This window comes from Chryseobacterium lineare, assembly GCF_977014045.1.
Genome location: NZ_CDRNIQ010000001.1, coordinates 1,038,417 through 1,056,897, shown reverse-complemented (window position 1 = coordinate 1,056,897; position 18,481 = coordinate 1,038,417). Strand labels below are relative to the sequence as shown.

Genomic DNA, 18,481 nt, shown 5'->3' with positions numbered 1-18,481 from the left:
ATAATAAGCTCCATTGAGGATTAAAATGGTTTCATAAAAAAAGACTGCCCGTTTTCGGACAGTCTTCAAATTTAATTGAATAAGCTATTAGTTTTTAATGAATCTCTTGGAAGTTTCTCCGATCTGAATCAAATAAGCACCTTTGATAAGATTGCTTACATTCACAGAGCCTCTTTCAAGTTTTCCTGAATTGATTAGTTTTCCACCCATATCGAAAATTTTGTAATCTTCTGCTTTCGTATTTGAGATATATAAGATATCTTTTGCAGGATTCGGATATAATTTAATATCTGTAATAAGATCTTTTATCCCTGTTTCATTTCTTCCGGATGACACAATATTTAAAGTATAATCTTCTACCTGTCCGTATGTATAAGTTCCACATGATGAAGAAGGAACAGAATTATACTGCATCATAACTCTCATTCTTGTGCTTCCTATTGTTGCTGTAGACGGAATGGTGATCGAACCGGTTGCAGGGCTTATTGTTGAACCTGTTTTAGACCATGCCAACTCTCCGCTGTCTGTAAAATCTCCATCTCCGTTATAATCAATGTAAACAGCGTAGGCCTCACTGTAAACAGTCGATGTCCAGACAGGAGTTACAGAAATAGTATAGGCAGTTCCTCTGGTAACATTGGTAGAAACAGATGTAAAGTTTTCATAACCGGCAGTTCCTGTCGAAGTATTATTAATCGAACCGAATTTTACATTTCCGATTCTTTCATCAGACGTATTATTAGCAGAAGCTGAACAGTAAGAAACGGTACTTCCTGCGAGCGTGGTCACACTTACTGTATTGCTTGAAGACGATACATTTCCTGCTGCGTCCTTCGCTCTTACAGAGAAACTGTATGTTGTAGAAGGAGTAAGGCTTGTTACGGTATAAGTGGTCGATGCTGTAGAACCAATCAGTGAAGATCCCTGATAAACATCGTAGCCAGTTACCGCCACGTTATCCGTCGCACCTGACCATGAAAGGTTAGTCGTTGTAGAAGTGGTTCCTGAAGCTGCTAATGAAGGCGCCGTCGGCGCTGTTGTATCTACCGTTCCGGATCCTGCATTTACCGTGATATTAGCATTATTAACATCAAAGAAAATATGATTGGATCCTTTTACCATGATTCTTCCCGTCGTCGTAGATGAATTCGGAATTGTTACTGCCTGAGAACCGTCATTAGGCGTTCCGGCAAGTAGAGTAGTCCATGTATTTCCGGAATTTGTAGACCAAAGAATATCAACATTCGCGGCATTTACACCATTTGCAGTAGTTCCGGCAACATTCCAGGTAACGGTTTGAGATGTTCCTCCTGTATATGTTGTCGCTGAATTCTGTGAGCTTACACTGAAAGGTCCGGCTGTTCCATTCACTGTAATTACTGCATCATCGGAATTATTTCCTGAACCTCCGGATCTGTTGTCACGAACTGTAAATCTGAAATTATAGGTTCTTGCTACAGTAGATAAAGCTTCCACCGTAATCTCTGAACCGGCTGTAATAGTTGCTCCGGCTAAAACAGAAGCCATTCTCGGGAAATATCTTACTGGTGAAGCTGTTGGAGTAAATGATCTGAAAGTAGGACCCGAAGATTTGGTAGCACTGGCTGCCGAACTTGCTCCCGTCTGAGATGAAGAAGCATTATCCATCTGTTCCCAGATATAGGTTAAAGAATCGCCGTTGGCATCGGTTCCTGTTCCGGTTAACATAAACGGTGTTCCTTTCGGGATGGTATAATCTGATCCTGCGTTAGCTGTCGGAATTGAATTTCCGGTGTTTGTGCTTACCGGGCAGGTTTTAGCTTTAATATTATTGGTAATCTGCTGAATACTGATAGCGTGAAAGAAAGCGTCAGAGTGCGGCTGAATATCCTGGCTTGTAATTCCTGCATATCCCATAATTGTTGATCCGGATCCAGGTTCCATATTGGCTCCTGTCCCTTCATTACTCATAGAAAAAGTGTGATTTCCGCCAAACTGATGTCCCATTTCATGAGCAACATAATCAATATCAAAATTATCACCCGACGGAATGGCATCAGCAGGAGAAGTATAGCCGCTTCCTTTTGATCCGTTGGTACATACACAGCCGATACATCCTGCGTTTCCTCCGCCTCCGGAAGCTCCGAAAAGGTGACCAATATCGTAATTGGCTTCACCAATAACGGACGTTAAAGTCGATTGTAGCTGAGAATTCCAGTTACTCATCTGCGATGCAGCAGAGTAGGGATCTGAAGATGCACTGGTATAAATTACAGCATCGTTATTGGAAATTAAAACCATTCTGGCGGAGAAATCTTTCTCAAAAACTCCGTTAACGCGGGTCATCGTGTTATTCATTGCGGCTAAGGCATTGGCTTTTGTACCTCCGAAGTACGCCGTATATTCTCCTGTACAAGATAAAGCCAGTCTGAAGGTTCTTAATTTGGCATCATCAGCATTAGGTCTTGCTGCCACATTACTTGACGTTGCAGCACCTTTTTGAGCAACATCCAGTACAGTACATTCAAATGCACTGAGATTATCTTTTTTATCAGATTTTTTATAAACAACATAAGCAGAAAGGTCTTTGGTAAACGGCTCAATGAAGACCGCAGATTTATCGCCATAGATTTCCATGGACGATAATCCCAAAGATGAAACACTGAAATAAACTGTTGAGGCAGGATTTTCAAGGCCTTCACCGACGTAAGATTTGATATCAGGATACTTAGCGGCAAGCTGTGGATCAAAATTGGAGTTTTCTCTGATTTTGAAATTTTCCATTCTTCCTTCAGCGTTCGGAAAAGAAATAATAATTTCCGATTTTTCTCCCGCAGTAAGCCTTTTAGGTGCTTTGGCAAGAACACTTTTTAATCCGTTAATATCAAGGCTGTAAACTTTAGGATTAATAATATTGCTTTTATTCTCAAAGATCTCAGAAGTTACTTTTCCTGAGTTTGGTGACCATAGCCGGTCGGTCTGACCGAATGAAATGCCGGAAAGAAACAGCATTCCTAACAATGATAATTGTTTTTTCATATATATTCTTTTTTGATTGTGGAATTCCAAAGCTAATAAAAATTTAATTACGAAAAACAAAATTATTTAAGAAATATTTAGATAATCCATCTAATTCATTATGCAATACATTACGACTTTACATTCCATAAAAATAAAATAGTACACGCAAAATACGTGTACTATTAACTTATTAAGATATAATTCTAATTTTTTAAGTCACCTATTTGGTGATATCTCTTCCGATGACCAATCGCTGAATCTCTGAAGTTCCTTCCCCGATTGTACAAAGCTTGGAATCTCTGTAGAATTTTTCTGCCGGGAAATCTTTGGTATAACCGTAACCTCCGAAGATCTGAACGGCATTGTTGGCAATTCTCACACAAGCTTCAGAAGCGTATAGTTTTGCCATAGCGCCTTCTTTAGTCATTTTCTGCTTGGCATTTTTCAGAGTAGCTGCTCTTTGAATCAGTAATTCTGATGCATCAATCTCAGTCGCCATATCTGCCAGCATAAAGTTGATGGCCTGAAATTCTGAAATTGACTTTCCAAACTGATGTCTCTCTTTTGCATATTTTAAAGCCGCTTTATAAGCCCCTCTGGCAGTTCCCAAACTTAAAGCCGCAATAGAAATTCTTCCTCCGTCAAGGATTTTCATGGCTTGTTTGAAACCTTCACCAACCTCTCCCAAACGGTGAGAATCCGGAACACGAACGTTATCGAAAATCAATTCTGCCGTTTCAGAAGCTCTCATTCCCAGTTTATTTTCCTTTTTACCAGAAGAAAAGCCAGGCATTCCTTTTTCTAATACGAAAGCTGTTGAATTATTCTTTGCACCCTTTTCACCGGTTCTTGTCATTACTACCGCGATATCACCGGAAATAGCATGCGTAATAAAGTTTTTCGCTCCGCTGATGATCCACTCATCACCATCTTTCACTGCAGTGGTAGACATCCCCCCCGAATCAGATCCAGTATTATGCTCAGTAAGTCCCCATGCACCGATCACTTTTCCTGATGCTAATTGAGGAAGCCATTTATTTCGCTGTTCTTCATTTCCGAATTCATAAATATGATTGGTACAAAGTGAATTGTGTGCTGCTACGGAAAGCCCGATAGAGGGATCAACCTGGGAAATCTCATCCAGAATCGTAACATACTCGTGATATCCAAGTCCTGAACCTCCGTACTGCTCAGGAATAACAATTCCCATAAACCCCATTTCTCCTAACTCATGAAACAAATCTTTCGGGAAAGTCTGACTTTCATCCCACTCCATAATATTAGGTCTAATATTTTTTTCAGCAAACTCTCTTGCCGTTTCCGCTATCATTTTAATGTTGTCAATAGTCTCTGTATTCATATAGATATATATAGTTAGTTCCCAAAGATAACCAAATTGACGGAACGTCCAAAAAAATTATTTTATGCATGATGAGTCACTCGCAAATTTTTAATTTTCAGTTTTTTATATTCTTAAAATCAAAAATTGCTTAATAAAAACCAAGCATATTAATTTACGATTAGTCATCCAATTTTTAACGTTGTAAGAAAACTTCCAAGTCCCGCAATGATTATCTTTTCCTATTTTACATCGCGGGCACCGGGAAAAGTTTGGATAGTCCTTTTTTGTTATAGCCACGACTTTATCTGACAGTTAGGGTTTTTAAATAATGATTTTATAGCACAGCGTAGGATACCATCATTCTAATTTGCTCCGAAGGAAGCAATATCTGTGTAGATCAATATCAGCATATTGTACCAGAACTCCGGAGGAGTTCTATCTTATCATAGCACACCTACAGCGTGCTTGCGATATTCTATTATTTTTTTCTGCTACACAGATATTGCTCCTCCGGAGCATAAAAATTACTTGTTTAATTTTCAGGCGTAAAAAAAGAGGCTGCCCAAACTTTTAGGACAGCCTCTTGGTTAGTCTTTTTTCCTGATTTCAGCAAGCTTCATAGCCTGCTTGATCAACTTACCCGGACGAAAAATAGTTTTCAGGGAAGTAATACAGGAAGCATTTACTTCTTCTGCAGTTTCTTTTCCTTCGCTGGAACCTCCGGCCTGGAGGGTAAAGTATTCCCCGACATAAACGATCTTACCATCAGCCACATCATCGGCAATTTTAGAGAATGTACTTTCCAGCACGGCAAGAATATCGGCCTTGGAAACCGTTGAAACGGTAGATGCGTATTTGGCAAGATCATCAAAAGTAGTCTGGCTATTTCCTACAATATCAGCGTAAAATTTTGGAGGTTCATTTGGAGCAAGAGGGCTTCTTCTCGAAATAACATTAAATGTAATAGGCATTTTTTTTCATTTTAAAAAGTTAAACATTTTGTATTTTGAGTACGAATGTATAAAAAAAACAGATACCACAAAATGATGAATAAATAAAAAATGATCATTTTTTATTTCCAGGTAAAAACATTCATCTGCATACCATTGAAAATTCATCCGCATCATTTCGGAAATTTATCAGGATAACTTTGTCATTTTATCCTGATGATTTTTCTGATTTATCCTGATAAATTCTGAAATCTTCTTAAGAACACCCCAAAAAAAATTTAGATTAAACCCTACAAATGCCCTGAAATAGGCTAAGATAAAGATTTTTCACCTGAACACGATGAGACACAAAGTAAGAGTTGTATAGAATAATTAATTTCTTAAAAAAAATTCCTTAAAACGAAGCTCCGTTTTTATGAAACTATACATTTGCCATATTTTGAAACAGAGTAAAAAGATATCCTTGCCTTTTCTGAAAAAAATTAAACAACTTCAAAAAAATAGGGTAAGGATTTGTTCACCGGTAAATATGATTATTAAAAATATTAGCCAATTTTACAATATGACCGTACCATATTTCATGAAAATTCATTAATTTGGTATTCTCTTCAGGCAAATGACAATTATGAAGTAACCAAGAAGTAGAAATTATGGACACACCAAATTACAGAATGCCTTTTGTTCCGTCGACCTTAATGACGGAAGGAGGAAGTATTGACACCTGCGACATGGGAGAAAGTATTGCCCATAATATCATGCTGCTGATCACCACCAAAAAAGGCGAAAACAGATATGATGAAAATTACGGAAACGACGTCTGGAATCTCGAATTCGACAATGGCGTCACCAGTGCTGTCTGGGAAAACGTTTTCATCAAAAGCCTCAGAAGACAGATCCAGGAATACGAACCACGCATTGTAAATCCGCAGATTGATGCTCATATTCAGATTGTAGAGCATACTTACGACACAAAAGAACATACCGAAATCAAGAAGAAAGTAAAAATTGCCATTAATGCCAAAATGGAAGCTACAGGAGAGCGTTTCAGCTTCTCCACAGAATTGTTTCTGAGCCCAATGTCAATTGATTAATTCCTTACCCTGTAACCACCATCTATGAACTTAGACCAGAATATTTATTCCAAAGAATCTGTAAAAGCACGAATGCTTCAGAACGCCACCAAAGTATGGGGACTAAAAAGTCCGCAGTCGCTGGATCCGTTTGTGAAATTACTGATCGATGCTTTCAGCACAGAAGTCTTTAAAGCCAACAACGAAATACAGACCGTTAATGCCAGAATCCTGGAAAAGCTTGCAAAATTATTAACGCCGTCTATTTATACACATCCGGTTCCGGCACATGCCATAGCATTTACGCAGCCTTACGAATCATCTGAAATTCTGCTGGAACACACCGAGTTTTTCTTCAGAAAACAGATGACTTCCACCGTAAAATCTGAATCGGACAAACAAATCAACATTCCTTTCACGCCGGTAGGAAATGTAAGGATCAATAAAGTGCAGACAGCCGTGATGTTTGTCGGCAATACCTGCTACAGCATTGATGAGAGACTGAATAAGATTCCCATCGCCAGATTCCAGGGCAGACCCGAAGATTACCGAAAAGTTACCATAGGAATCGATGTCAGCAAATATTCACAGGAAACATTTCCGAAATATTTAAGTATTTACTGCTCCAATCCTGCATTTGAGCATCTTGATTTTACCTATAAATTATTACCGTACATCACGGTAATGAGCAATGGAAATCCTCTTTTTATCAAGGAAGGATTAACCTATTATAAAAACAACCAGACGGATGGATACGAGCAGATATTTTACGAACAGTCTATCCGGAATAAAATTATTGAAGATGTAAAAAGCATCTACATGCATAAATTCATTGAAGTAAGTGGAATTTCGAGTTCACTCTTTTCCGAACCCGGAAAGCTTCCTGAAAATCTGAATTTTATTGATTATAAAGAAGAGATCACAAAACATATCGACGGCAAAAGATATCTATGGCTCACGTTTGAATTCCCTCCGCAGTTTTCCGCCGAGATCCTGGATAACTTTTCTTTTGTTCTGAATGCTTTCCCGATCTATAACCGTGGCTGGAAAAAAACAGAATACAGCCTTGATATCATGGGCAACAACATTCCGCTGGTCACGGATGAAGGCGAACATTTTCTGTATGTGGATGAAGTTCAGGATGGAGACGGAAGACGATATACAGAAATACCTTTTACGCCGAATGATGATCTTAAAAAAGGATTATATACCGTAAGAAAAGGTGGTATGGAAAGGTTTACCAACAGAAACGCCGTCGACATGATCGCTAATGTTCTCGAACTGACACGCGATGAAATCGCTGCTTTTTCCTTACTGAACAGAGATAATGTGAAAGGAATGCTGAGCGAGATGTCTGACAAGATGAGATCGATGGTTCAGAAGGTGAACAATGCAAAAAGAAGCATCAAACAGGAGCTGAACTATGTCATCATGGAGCCGGTCGATAAAACAGATCATACGTATGCATCGTTCTGGATAACTCACTGTACACTTGCCAATCATATGCGTCCCGGCACGGAACTTTCCAATCAGCTGAAATCACAGATCCTGGTACTTCTTTCTGAAACCATCGGCGGTGCGGAAGAACAGAAAGGAACAGACAGTATTCAGGCTTATAAATATGCTTTAACGACAAGAGACAAGATCATCTCCCTTGAAGATGTTAAAAATTATTGCCGAATGGTACTGAAAGATGAGCTGAAGGATGTACGTGTGAAGCGCGGAACCATGATCAGTAATAAGCCTAAAGAAGGTTTTATAAGAACGGTAGAAGTTGAAATCATCCCGAATAATTATTCATTCTATGGAAGAGTTTATTGGGAAAACATGGCCAATATACTCCGTAATCAGATTATTTTAAAAGCCATCGACGGAATAGAATACCTGGTGAAAGTAACTAATGAAGACACCGATTTCTCCTGATAATTAATACATAAATACCAACTTAAATAATATGAAAAAAATGATGATGATTGCACTCGCTTTATCAGTGAGTGTAACGGTAGTAAGCTGCAAAAAAGGTCTTGATAAAATAGAAAATGCAGTGAAGCAGGCAGGAGAAGATCAGTCTCAGGCTATTATTGATTTTAATAACAACTTCCTGGAATCTTACAAGAGTTCTTCGAGACATGTAGACAATATCATTAAATATGCTGAAGCGGCGGTTAAAAAATCGAAAGGCGAGACAGTCTACAGTATGCCTATGGTTATTAACTCGATGGATTATTCTTTAAGTAAAATAAAAGGAGTCCCTTCCGGTTTTGACAGTGAGCAAAAAATTATCGAAGCAGACCTGAACACCTATAAAGCAAAAAGAGAAAGCATCGAAAAAAAATATGAAGAACTGAAATCTTACATCACTTCCGAAGATTACAAAGATGATCAGGGTGCAAAAGCACTGGCTTTGCAGAAAGATATTGACACAGAAGCAAAAGTATTTTTTACGGTAGGTGAAAATATTGTGACAAAAATAAAACCTGCAACCGAAGCCGCCGAAGAAATCATTTTAAAAGATCACCCGCTGAGAGATTATATTGTTTCATCCAAATCGGTAATGAATGATCTTGATGCTGTTATGGATATTCTCGACAAACAATATACACAGGGTTTCAATGAAGCTGAAGCACAGAAAAAGTATAACGAACTTGAAAAAGCGGTTGATGTAAACACTAAAAAAGAATTTGATGTGAAGGGACAGCAATATGCTTACAAGAAAACCCTGTTTGAAAACTTCAATAAGAGAGCTACAGAATTTCTTGATAAATACAGAAAGCTGATACGGGATTCAAAGTCTTCCAACCAGATTCCGGACAGCAATATTCAGGAGATAAGCTCTGCGTATGACTCTGTTCTGAATTCTTACAATTCTTTTGTACAATAAAAAAGTTTTATTTTAAATAGACAAATACCGGTGAAATTTTCGCCGGTATTTTCTTTACTGTCAAATTTTTAAAAACCAAAAGCTATGTATTTGCGATAAATAATCTAATATTTTTTAACACAGAAAATTCCATAAAATTCCGTAATTTTGCACATCGTGATTTTCATGTAAAATCACACCAAATTATGAGTAAATCAACAGAATATATAGAAGTTTACGGTGCACGCGAGCATAATCTGAAAAACATCAATGTCAAAATACCCCGAAACGAGCTGGTAGTGATTACCGGGCTGTCGGGAAGTGGTAAATCATCACTGGCTTTTGACACCATTTTTGCAGAAGGTCAGCGACGTTATATTGAAACATTTTCTGCCTATGCAAGACAATTTTTAGGCGGATTGGAACGTCCCGATGTCGATAAGATCGAAGGGCTTTCGCCGGTAATCGCCATTGAACAGAAAACTACCAATAAAAATCCACGTTCAACGGTAGGAACAGTTACCGAACTCTACGATTTCCTGCGTCTCCTTTTTGCAAGAGTTTCAGATGCTTATTCCCAGACTTCCGGGAAAAAGCTGGTAAGCTATACCGAGGAACAGATTCTTGAGACGATCAAAAAGAATTATACAGGCGAAAAAATCATGCTGATGGCCCCTGTTATCCGATCCAGAAAAGGACATTATCATGAACTTTTCGTACAGATGGCAAAAAAAGGATATGGCCAGGCAAGAATTGACGGCGAGCTGCAGGATATTGAATATGATCTTAAGCTTGACCGTTATAAAACCCACGATATCGACATCGTTATCGACCGCTGGATCATTGGAGAAAGCGCCTCTGAAAGCAGAATGGAAAAATCACTGCGTACCGCGATGGAAATGGGAGAGGGACTTATCGGGATTCAAAAGCTGGGAAGTACAGATATTGAATATTTTTCCAAAAATCTGATGGATTCGGAAACCGGCCACTCGCTGGCTTTACCGGAACCGAATACTTTCTCCTTCAACTCGCCAAAAGGAAGCTGCCCGAGCTGTAAAGGTTTGGGAACTGTAAAAAAAATCAATACCGATTATTTTGTTGAAAATCCAAAATTATCGATTAATCAGGGAGGTTTGCTGCCCCTTGAGGATATGAAATCCAACAAATGGATCCTTTCCCAAATCAAGAACATCCTGGAGGTTTTCGGATTAGGGCTGGGAACACCCATGGGAGATATTCCGGAAGAAGCTTTAGATTATATTTACTACGGCTGCAACAAAGAAGTTACCAAAGTTCTTAAACTGGCAGGAATCACCAAGAAAGTTAAAATCAACTTTGAAGGTCTTGTTCCTCTGATGGACGAAATGATCGATGATAAAGAATCTTACGAAGCCATCTTGCTGGAAAGACACTTTACAACGGAAGAAAACTGCCCGGAGTGTAATGGTACCCGTCTTCAGCCTTCCAGTTTAAGCTTTAAGATCGACGGTAAAAATATTGCTGAGGTTAATGCTTTAAGTTTAATTGATTTAAAGGACTGGCTGGCGGATATCAAAAATAAATTTTCAGAGAAAAAAGCAATTATTGCACATGAAATTTTAAAAGAAATCGAAACAAGACTTCAGTTTTTGCTGGATGTCGGCCTGGATTATTTAAGTCTAAGCAGAAGCTCAAAAACTCTTTCCGGCGGTGAATCTCAAAGGATTCGTCTGGCCACCCAGATCGGATCTCAGCTCGTAAATGTCTTGTATATTCTTGATGAACCAAGTATAGGACTGCACCAGAGAGATAATGAAAGATTAATTAATTCATTAAAAAACCTTCGGGATATCGGGAATTCCGTACTGGTAGTTGAACATGACAAAGATATGATTCTGGAAGCCGATGAAGTCTTAGATATCGGTCCGAGAGCAGGAAAATTCGGGGGAGAAATCCTTTGGCAGGGGAAACCTAAAGATTTGTTGAAGGCAGATACAATCACTGCACAATACATTAACGGAAAAAGAAAAATCGAAATTCCTGAGAAAAGACGAAAAGGAAACGGGAAAAAAATTGTCCTTAAAGGGGCTACCGGAAATAATCTTAAAAATGTAACACTTGATATTCCTTTGGGTAAATTGGTCGTGGTAACAGGGATTTCAGGAAGCGGAAAATCTTCGCTTATTAACGGAACTTTATACCCGATTCTTAACAAGCATTTTTACAGAGCCGTTCAGGAGCCTTTACCTTACAAAAAAATCGAAGGCCTCGAAAATATCGATAAAATCGTAGATGTAGATCAAACTCCGATCGGAAGAACACCACGATCCAATCCGGCAACTTATACCGGAATGTTTACCGATATCAGAAATCTTTTCGCAGAATTGCCGGAAAGCAAGATCCGCGGCTACAAACCGGGAAGGTTTTCTTTTAATGTAAAAGGTGGAAGATGTGAAACCTGTCAGGGAGGCGGCTTAAAGGTCATTGAAATGAATTTCCTGCCGGATGTTTACGTGCATTGCGAAACCTGCAACGGAAAACGTTTCAACAGAGAAACGCTGGAAGTTCGTTACAAAGGAAAATCGATTTCCGATGTTCTGGATATGACGATTGATGAGGCCGTAGAATTTTTCCAGCCGATCCCTAAAATTTTTGCAAGAGTGAAGACTTTACAGGATGTCGGTTTAGGATATATCACCTTAGGACAGCAGTCGACAACACTTTCCGGGGGAGAAGCTCAGCGTATCAAGCTGGCTACAGAACTTGCCAAAAGACAAACAGGAAATACATTATATATTCTCGATGAACCGACAACCGGGCTTCATTTTGAGGATGTGAAAATTCTGATGGATGCCATTAATCAGTTAGTGGAATTAGGAAATTCATTTATCATTATTGAACATAATATGGACGTGATTAAATTAGCCGATCATATTATTGATGTTGGTCCGGAAGGCGGAAAACATGGCGGAGAGATCGTAGCTAAAGGAACACCCGAAGAAATTGTGAAGTCGAAGAAGAGCTTGACGGGGAAATTTTTGAAGAGGGAATTGGAGTAAGAAAATATTAACTTAATAATAGAAAAGGAATTTGTGAGTGCAGATTCCTTTTTTTATTTTTATAACAATTCTAATTCCATGAAAAAACTAATTATTTCCAATTTTATTTTTCTTTTGATAACGAATACTTTCTTATTATAAAAGAATTTATGTTTCCTTTTTATTCGGGTTACCGATTTGAAGATTTTACATATACAAAAGTAAAAGCCGAAGATAGTTTGGGTTTTGGTGTCTTTATAATAATCCAGAAAGAATTTAATTAAACAGTATGAATTAAATAATATTAAAGTAGTACACTTTGATTATACTGAATTTATCTATTTCAGACCTTTTTTGTTACCAAATTAATTCTCCAATATTAAATTTCAATCATTCTTAAAAATTAATTAACTGTAAATCAATAAATTAATTTTCAATGTTAACTGAATATTAACTAAACATGAATTTAATATGAATTTTTTCATACCTTTGATAGAGACAGCTAAAAAAAAGCTTAATGACATTAAAACCAAAGCGTTATGAAAAATAAAATTCAAATATTTATTGCCTTAATCATTTGTGGAGGCACAGTGATCTTTAGTACAGCCAAAGCGCAAAGTCGTGTAAACAATACGATTGAAGAAATACAGCTGATTAAGAATCAGACTTTTAATGATATAAGAACCCAATTGATAGAGAACTTTGATTTTACCAATACAGATTATAAGCAGGGAGTAGTGAACTCCGTAGTCAAATTTGATATTTCCAAAAAGGGTAAAATAGTGAATGTACATGCCAGTGGTGACTGCAAAAATGTAAACAAGGAAATTGAAACGGTTTTAAGTGACTTGCCTTACAAAGTAGACCGTAAAAAATTAACTGAAAATATGGTTGCTTATACTTATGTAATGCCGGTAACAGTAGATATCAACAACAGATAAAAGTATATATTTAATTGAAAAAGCCCCCGGAAATAAAGTGTTTTCGGGGGCTTATCATTTTAAATCTCGAGAATAGACCGAAAGACCAGATTTGTTTTATTAACTTTGCAGCTCAATATAATTTTTATGCACAAAGCAGGATTTGTAAATATCGTCGGGAAACCGAACGCCGGAAAATCGACCTTACTCAATCAGCTGATGGGAGAGAAGCTGGCCATTGTTACCCAGAAAGCACAAACGACACGCCACAGGATTTTTGGAATTTATAATGAAGAAGATTTGCAGATCGTATTCTCCGATACTCCGGGAGTTTTGGATCCGAAATACGGCTTACAGGAAAAAATGATGGATTTTGTGAAGGATTCTCTTCAGGACGCAGATGTTTTCCTGTTTATCGTGGATGTTACCGATAAAGCTGAACCTTCAGAATTCTTAATCGATAAACTTAATAAAATCCCGGTACCAGTTTTATTGCTGTTGAATAAAGTAGACCAGACCAATCAGGAAGGTCTTGAAAAGCTGGTAGAAACCTGGCATGAGAGAATTCCCAAAGCGGAAATTCTTCCCATCTCTGCATTAAATGCTTTTAATACAGACATTATTTTACCTAAATTAAAATCATTACTTCCGGAAAATCCACCATACTACGACAAAGATCAATATACTGATAAACCGGAAAGATTTTTTGTAAACGAAGCGATCCGTGAAAAAATCTTACTGAATTATGATAAAGAAATTCCATATTCTGTAGAAGTTGTAACAGAACAGTTTAAGGAAAAAGAAGGAATTATTTTTATTGATTCTATTATTTACGTAGAAAGAGATACGCAGAAAGGAATTCTGATAGGTCATAAAGGAGAAGCAATCAAAAAAGTAGGAACCGAATCAAGACTGGATCTTGAAAAATTTTTCAGCAAGAAAATTCACCTGAATCTTTTCGTAAAGGTGAAAAAAGACTGGAGAAAAAACGACAGAGATCTGAAGAACTTCGGATACCGATAGATTAAAAACCGCTGTATTAAAAGATTTTCATTATATTTAATTTAAATTTTAGCTTAATGAACTATTTGAACCGTACAAATTCTAATTCAGTTTTTAAAGATATTATTTTATTAATAGTAAGAGTATTTATTGGCTTCGCAATGCTGTCTCACGGATTTCCGAAACTTCAGATGCTTTTGGAAGGTGGCAATATTGAGTTCTATGATTTTTTAGGAATGGGGCCCACGATATCTTTAACACTAACTGTTTTCGCAGAATTTGTATGCTCAATTCTTCTTATTTTAGGTCTTTTCACCAGAGTTGCTTTAGGATTTCTGATCTTTACAATGATTATTGCAGGTTTTTTTGTTCACGGAGCCGATCCTTTTGAGAAACGGGAAATGAGCTTAATTTATCTTTCAGTATATCTGCTTCTCATGGCTTTTGGTCCCGGAAAAATATCTGTAGATTACATGATCGAAAAGAGGAAAAGAGCCAGTGACTGGTAATCAATAAAATACATGCAGCAAATTTTGCTGCTTTTTTGTTTGCCGTAATGATTTTATATAAAGGTAAAAAAATTCCTGGCGTAATAAATGAATGATCGAAAACGCTGTATTGATTGAATTCATAACAAGTTAAAGTTAGATTTTGTAATTTCAGGATTCAAAAATTAATCACCAAACCAAAAATCCTATGTTGCGAACCAATCAACCATTTTCCGACTATTTTGATAAGCTGTACAGCAAGAAGTCTCACAAAGAAAATATCACGTTGACCTCTTACGGTAAAGGTGATAAAATCCTCATTCAAAATGAATCTTCCACTAAAATAATGCTCATCAGAACGGGAATTACCAAATGCTATTTTGTGGAAGAAAATGATAAGGAGTACATTGTTGAGTTTCTCGGCAAAGGTGAAATCATCGGTGAAATTGAAGTTATAAAAAATATTTCCTGCCTGTGCACGATCGAAGCCATGACCGAAGTGACCGTATATTCGATGCCCATCCCATATTTCAGGACTTTACTTAAAAATGAATTAAAGCTGAATCGTTTTCTCCTTGATGTTTTTGCAGAACGTATGGTAAATACTTCAAGCAGGGCATCTTACCAGAAGCTTCGGGCTACAGAACATACGCTGACTCAGCTCCTGGAATTAAAATCAAAAGAAATGGAGATTTCAAAAGAAGACATGGCCGCTTACCTGGGAATTACGGTTAAAAGTTTAAATGAAACCCTTGAAAAAATCAAAGAAAACAATGTTGATGAATAGAAAAATCTTTGGGTATATTTGCAAATAAATGCCGTCGCTTTATGGAAGAACTGACCTTCAGAAATGCTGCTTTTGAAGATTTACCTAAAATCGTTGAAATTTATAATTCTACCATCCCTTCAAGAATGGTCACTGCCGATACTGAAGATATTTCTGTAGAAAGCAGAATTCATTGGTTTCATGAGCATAATCCGGAAAGCCGGCCGCTCTGGATGGTTGAAGATCACGAGAAAAATGTCTTGGGATGGGTCAGCTTTTCTTCATTTTATGGGCGCCCGGCTTATAACAGTACCGTGGAAGTCAGCATTTATATGGACGAAAGCTGCCGGGGAAAAGGGTTCGGCAAAAAAGTTCTGCAATATTGCATTGAGAATGCGAAGAATTTCGGTATCAAAACACTGCTGGGATTCATATTCCTGCACAATGAGCCAAGTTTAAAGCTTTTCAGGCATTTCGGATTTGAAAATTGGGGAACTTTTCCCAATGTTGCGGTTTTAGACGGAATAGAAAGAACATTAATAATTCTGGGTAAAAGGATCGACTGATTATCTGATTTTTTTCGCCTGCTCTACCAACCGTTTGATTCGGGAATCCAGATCTTCACTGGAAAGTGTCTGACGAAGACTGTCTACCTTGATCGGGAAACTCAGCGGAGTAAATGAATTGGCAAATTTCAGGATGATTTTTGATTTTTCAATTCTTTTGAAAGCTTCCACCAATCTCTGTTCCTGCAGCTGCATATTAAAAACTTCCGTATAAGCCTGCCTTACAAGGAAATGTTCGGGGTCATAATCTTCAAGTACCTTAAAAATTAATCCTGCAGAACTTTGCAAAGATTTGTTGGAACGCTGTTGACCCGGAAAATTCTGAATTACCATACCGGAAATTACGGCAATATCTCTGAACTTACGTCTCGCCATCTCTGCGGCATTGATACTTGAAATAACATCGGTCATTAAGTTGTCACGGGTTAAAATCTGTTCTAAATTATTTTCATTCAGCGGAATTTCCTTATCGCTGAAGAGCTCAAAACCATAATCATTCATCGCCATTGAAAATGAAATCGGAGCCAGTTTAGAAATCCTGTAAGCAATCAGGGCAGCCATTACTTCATGTACCAGACGTCCTTCAAAAGGATACATAAAGAGATGATAACCTTCCCGGTTTTTAATTAATTCCACCAAAAACTCGTTTTCGTCCGGAATATGAGATCGCTCTTCCTGATTGGTCAGTAACGGATGAAGAAATTTCAATTCTTTTTCAGATGATTTCGGATTAAGTGCGCCGGATAATTTTTGCCTTAAAAACTGCCCCAGATTCGAGCTCAACGGAAGTCTTCCGCCCAGGTAGCTCGGTGCAAAAGCTTTCCCTTTGGAAGCCCTTACAAATACAATCATATCCTTAATCATAACGACTTCCAGAACACGTCCTGCGAGGATAAATTTATCTTCTTTCTTTAGCCTTGATATAAAATATTCTTCCACCATTCCAATATATCCTCCTGAAATAAATTTTACCTTCAGCATAGCATCACTTACGATCACACCCATATTCATCCGATGCAGCATAGAAATTCTGCGTGATGTTACTTTATATAAACCGGTTTCATCAATGACAATTTTATGAAACTCTTCATAACTTTTTAATGCTTTTCCACCAATCGTTAAGAAATCGAGAATATTTTTCCATTCTTCCTCGGTCATTTCCTGAAAGGCAAATGTTTCTTTAATTATTGGATACATCTCGTCCGGATAAAATCCGTCTCCAATCGCTAACGTCATCAGAAACTGTACAAGAACATCAAAGCACAATACCTGCGGATCTCTCGGCTCAATGACATTATTTTTAACAGCTTCTTTTAATGCAGAAACCTCAATAAGTTCTAATGAATGTGTGGGAACACAATAAATTTTAGAAGTCTCAAAAGGAGAGTGACCACTACGCCCGGCCCGCTGTAGGAATCGTGCGACCCCTTTTGCAGAACCAATCTGAATTACGGTATCAACGGGCTTAAAATCAATTCCCAAATCTAAAGATGAGGTAGACACTACCGCTTTGAGTTTACCATTACTGAGATTTTCCTCAATCCAGATCCTTAAATGTGCATCTATCGAGCTGTGGTGAATGGCAATTTGCCCGGCAAAATCAGGATAAGCATCCAGCAGAAGCTGATACCACATTTCACTCTGACTTCTGGTATTGGTAAAAACAATCGTGGATTTGGAATTGAGGATAATAGGAACGACTTTATCTGCCAACTTATGTCCCAGATGTCCTGCCCATGGCAAAATTTCCACTTCATCCGGAAAGACAGACAGAATATCTATTTTCTTCTTTTCTTTAGCGGTAATTTTTGTTTTTTTAATATCGTATGGAATAAGAACTTCCATGGCCTCATCCAGATTACCAATGGTCGCAGTAATTCCCCAGATTTTCATTTTAGGAACATACTTTCTGAGCCGACAGATGCCGAGTTCAACCATTACACCACGCTTTGATCCGAGCAATTCATGCCATTCATCAATAACAATCGTCTGTAAATTCTGAAAAAAACGCTCATGATTTTTCTGTCCGAGAAGCAGATGAAGACTTTCAGGAGTGGCAACCAGAATTTCAGGCATATTTTTAATCTGCTGTTGCCGAACTTTCGGATCCGTATCACCGTTCCGTACGCCGACCGCCCAGTCCAGTCCGATCTCATCAATTGCTTCCTGCATCGCTTTGGCAATATCCTTTGAAAGTGAACGGAGTGGGGTAATCCAGATCATTTTCAGGCCTCTTTTATATTTTTCAGGATGGTTCAGAAAATCTGAGATCAGGGCTAAAAAAACAGAATAGGTCTTACCAAAACCTGTTGAAGCAACTACCATTCCGCTATAACCATTTCCGAACTTACGCCAGGTTTCTACCTGAAATCTGAAAGGGAAAATACCTTTATCGATCATCCAGTTTTGGATGATTTGGTAGCCGTCGGTATTTTCGAATGTTGTCAAACTTTGAAATATTGTTTATGTTAACGTTTCAAATTTTAAAAATAATTTTTGT

General features: G+C 37.8%; 13 protein-coding genes. 9 read left to right on the top strand and 4 right to left on the bottom strand.

The window, feature by feature from the left end; genetic code table 11:
• Positions 1 to 87 precede the first annotated feature (87 nt).
• The 3 genes from ACWNCI_RS04685 to ACWNCI_RS04675 form a co-directional block, all read right to left on the bottom strand.
• Complete coding sequence (locus ACWNCI_RS04685; RefSeq protein WP_449387369.1) at positions 88 to 3,018, bottom strand: reprolysin-like metallopeptidase; 2,931 nt, start codon at positions 3,016 to 3,018, stop codon at positions 88 to 90.
• Positions 3,019 to 3,220: 202 nt separating this feature from the next.
• Positions 3,221 to 4,360 carry an acyl-CoA dehydrogenase family protein gene (locus tag ACWNCI_RS04680; RefSeq protein WP_123851716.1) on the bottom strand — a complete coding sequence of 380 codons (1,140 nt, stop codon included), beginning with the start codon at positions 4,358 to 4,360 and terminating at the stop codon, positions 3,221 to 3,223.
• A 569-nt stretch (positions 4,361 to 4,929) separates the two neighbouring features.
• Positions 4,930 to 5,313 carry an HU family DNA-binding protein gene (locus ACWNCI_RS04675; protein WP_449387368.1) on the bottom strand — a complete coding sequence of 128 codons (384 nt, stop codon included), beginning with the start codon at positions 5,311 to 5,313 and terminating at the stop codon, positions 4,930 to 4,932.
• A gap of 629 nt (positions 5,314 to 5,942) precedes the next feature.
• Here ACWNCI_RS04675 and ACWNCI_RS04670 point away from each other — a divergent pair.
• The 9 genes from ACWNCI_RS04670 (at position 5,943) to ACWNCI_RS04630 (ending at position 15,981) form a co-directional block, all read left to right on the top strand.
• Positions 5,943 to 6,383 carry a GPW/gp25 family protein gene (locus ACWNCI_RS04670; protein WP_346985388.1) on the top strand — a complete coding sequence of 147 codons (441 nt, stop codon included), beginning with the start codon at positions 5,943 to 5,945 and terminating at the stop codon, positions 6,381 to 6,383.
• Between the two features lie 24 nt (positions 6,384 to 6,407).
• Positions 6,408 to 8,285, top strand: coding sequence for a type VI secretion system baseplate subunit TssF (locus ACWNCI_RS04665; protein ID WP_346985389.1), 1,878 nt, complete (start codon positions 6,408 to 6,410; stop codon positions 8,283 to 8,285).
• Between the two features lie 31 nt (positions 8,286 to 8,316).
• Entirely contained in the window at positions 8,317 to 9,243 is a 927-nt protein-coding gene (locus tag ACWNCI_RS04660) for a DUF3829 domain-containing protein (RefSeq protein WP_449387367.1), read from the top strand.
• A gap of 185 nt (positions 9,244 to 9,428) precedes the next feature.
• Positions 9,429 to 12,260 carry an excinuclease ABC subunit UvrA gene (uvrA, locus tag ACWNCI_RS04655; RefSeq protein WP_449387366.1) on the top strand — a complete coding sequence of 944 codons (2,832 nt, stop codon included), beginning with the start codon at positions 9,429 to 9,431 and terminating at the stop codon, positions 12,258 to 12,260.
• A 518-nt stretch (positions 12,261 to 12,778) separates the two neighbouring features.
• Entirely contained in the window at positions 12,779 to 13,180 is a 402-nt protein-coding gene (locus tag ACWNCI_RS04650) for a hypothetical protein (RefSeq protein WP_449387365.1), read from the top strand.
• A 126-nt stretch (positions 13,181 to 13,306) separates the two neighbouring features.
• Complete coding sequence (gene era / locus ACWNCI_RS04645) at positions 13,307 to 14,182, top strand: GTPase Era (protein ID WP_346985395.1); 876 nt, start codon at positions 13,307 to 13,309, stop codon at positions 14,180 to 14,182.
• Positions 14,183 to 14,238: 56 nt separating this feature from the next.
• On the top strand, positions 14,239 to 14,670 hold the full coding sequence (locus ACWNCI_RS04640) for a DoxX family protein (protein WP_346985396.1): 432 nt from the start codon (positions 14,239 to 14,241) through the stop codon (positions 14,668 to 14,670).
• Between the two features lie 187 nt (positions 14,671 to 14,857).
• Entirely contained in the window at positions 14,858 to 15,436 is a 579-nt protein-coding gene (locus tag ACWNCI_RS04635) for a Crp/Fnr family transcriptional regulator (RefSeq protein WP_449387364.1), read from the top strand.
• A 41-nt stretch (positions 15,437 to 15,477) separates the two neighbouring features.
• A complete protein-coding gene (locus ACWNCI_RS04630) occupies positions 15,478 to 15,981 on the top strand; it encodes an N-acetyltransferase family protein (protein WP_449387363.1) in 504 nt (167 codons plus the stop codon).
• Here the strand turns inward: ACWNCI_RS04630 and ACWNCI_RS04625 are convergent, their stop codons facing one another.
• A complete protein-coding gene (locus ACWNCI_RS04625) occupies positions 15,982 to 18,429 on the bottom strand; it encodes a ligase-associated DNA damage response DEXH box helicase (RefSeq protein WP_449387362.1) in 2,448 nt (815 codons plus the stop codon).
• Between the last annotated feature and the right edge of the window lie 52 nt (positions 18,430 to 18,481).

Excerpts from the sequence above, each read along its gene's own strand:
- ACWNCI_RS04685 (WP_449387369.1), bottom strand. The coding sequence starts at position 3,018 with ATGAAAAAACAATTATCATTGTTAGGAATGCTGTTTCTTTCCGGCATT.
- ACWNCI_RS04680 (WP_123851716.1), bottom strand. The coding sequence starts at position 4,360 with ATGAATACAGAGACTATTGACAACATTAAAATGATAGCGGAAACGGCA.
- ACWNCI_RS04675 (WP_449387368.1), bottom strand. The coding sequence starts at position 5,313 with ATGCCTATTACATTTAATGTTATTTCGAGAAGAAGCCCTCTTGCTCCA.
- ACWNCI_RS04670 (WP_346985388.1), top strand. The coding sequence starts at position 5,943 with ATGGACACACCAAATTACAGAATGCCTTTTGTTCCGTCGACCTTAATG.
- ACWNCI_RS04665 (WP_346985389.1), top strand. The coding sequence starts at position 6,408 with ATGAACTTAGACCAGAATATTTATTCCAAAGAATCTGTAAAAGCACGA.
- ACWNCI_RS04660 (WP_449387367.1), top strand. The coding sequence starts at position 8,317 with ATGAAAAAAATGATGATGATTGCACTCGCTTTATCAGTGAGTGTAACG.
- uvrA (WP_449387366.1), top strand. The coding sequence starts at position 9,429 with ATGAGTAAATCAACAGAATATATAGAAGTTTACGGTGCACGCGAGCAT.
- ACWNCI_RS04650 (WP_449387365.1), top strand. The coding sequence starts at position 12,779 with ATGAAAAATAAAATTCAAATATTTATTGCCTTAATCATTTGTGGAGGC.
- era (WP_346985395.1), top strand. The coding sequence starts at position 13,307 with ATGCACAAAGCAGGATTTGTAAATATCGTCGGGAAACCGAACGCCGGA.
- ACWNCI_RS04640 (WP_346985396.1), top strand. The coding sequence starts at position 14,239 with ATGAACTATTTGAACCGTACAAATTCTAATTCAGTTTTTAAAGATATT.
- ACWNCI_RS04635 (WP_449387364.1), top strand. The coding sequence starts at position 14,858 with ATGTTGCGAACCAATCAACCATTTTCCGACTATTTTGATAAGCTGTAC.
- ACWNCI_RS04630 (WP_449387363.1), top strand. The coding sequence starts at position 15,478 with ATGGAAGAACTGACCTTCAGAAATGCTGCTTTTGAAGATTTACCTAAA.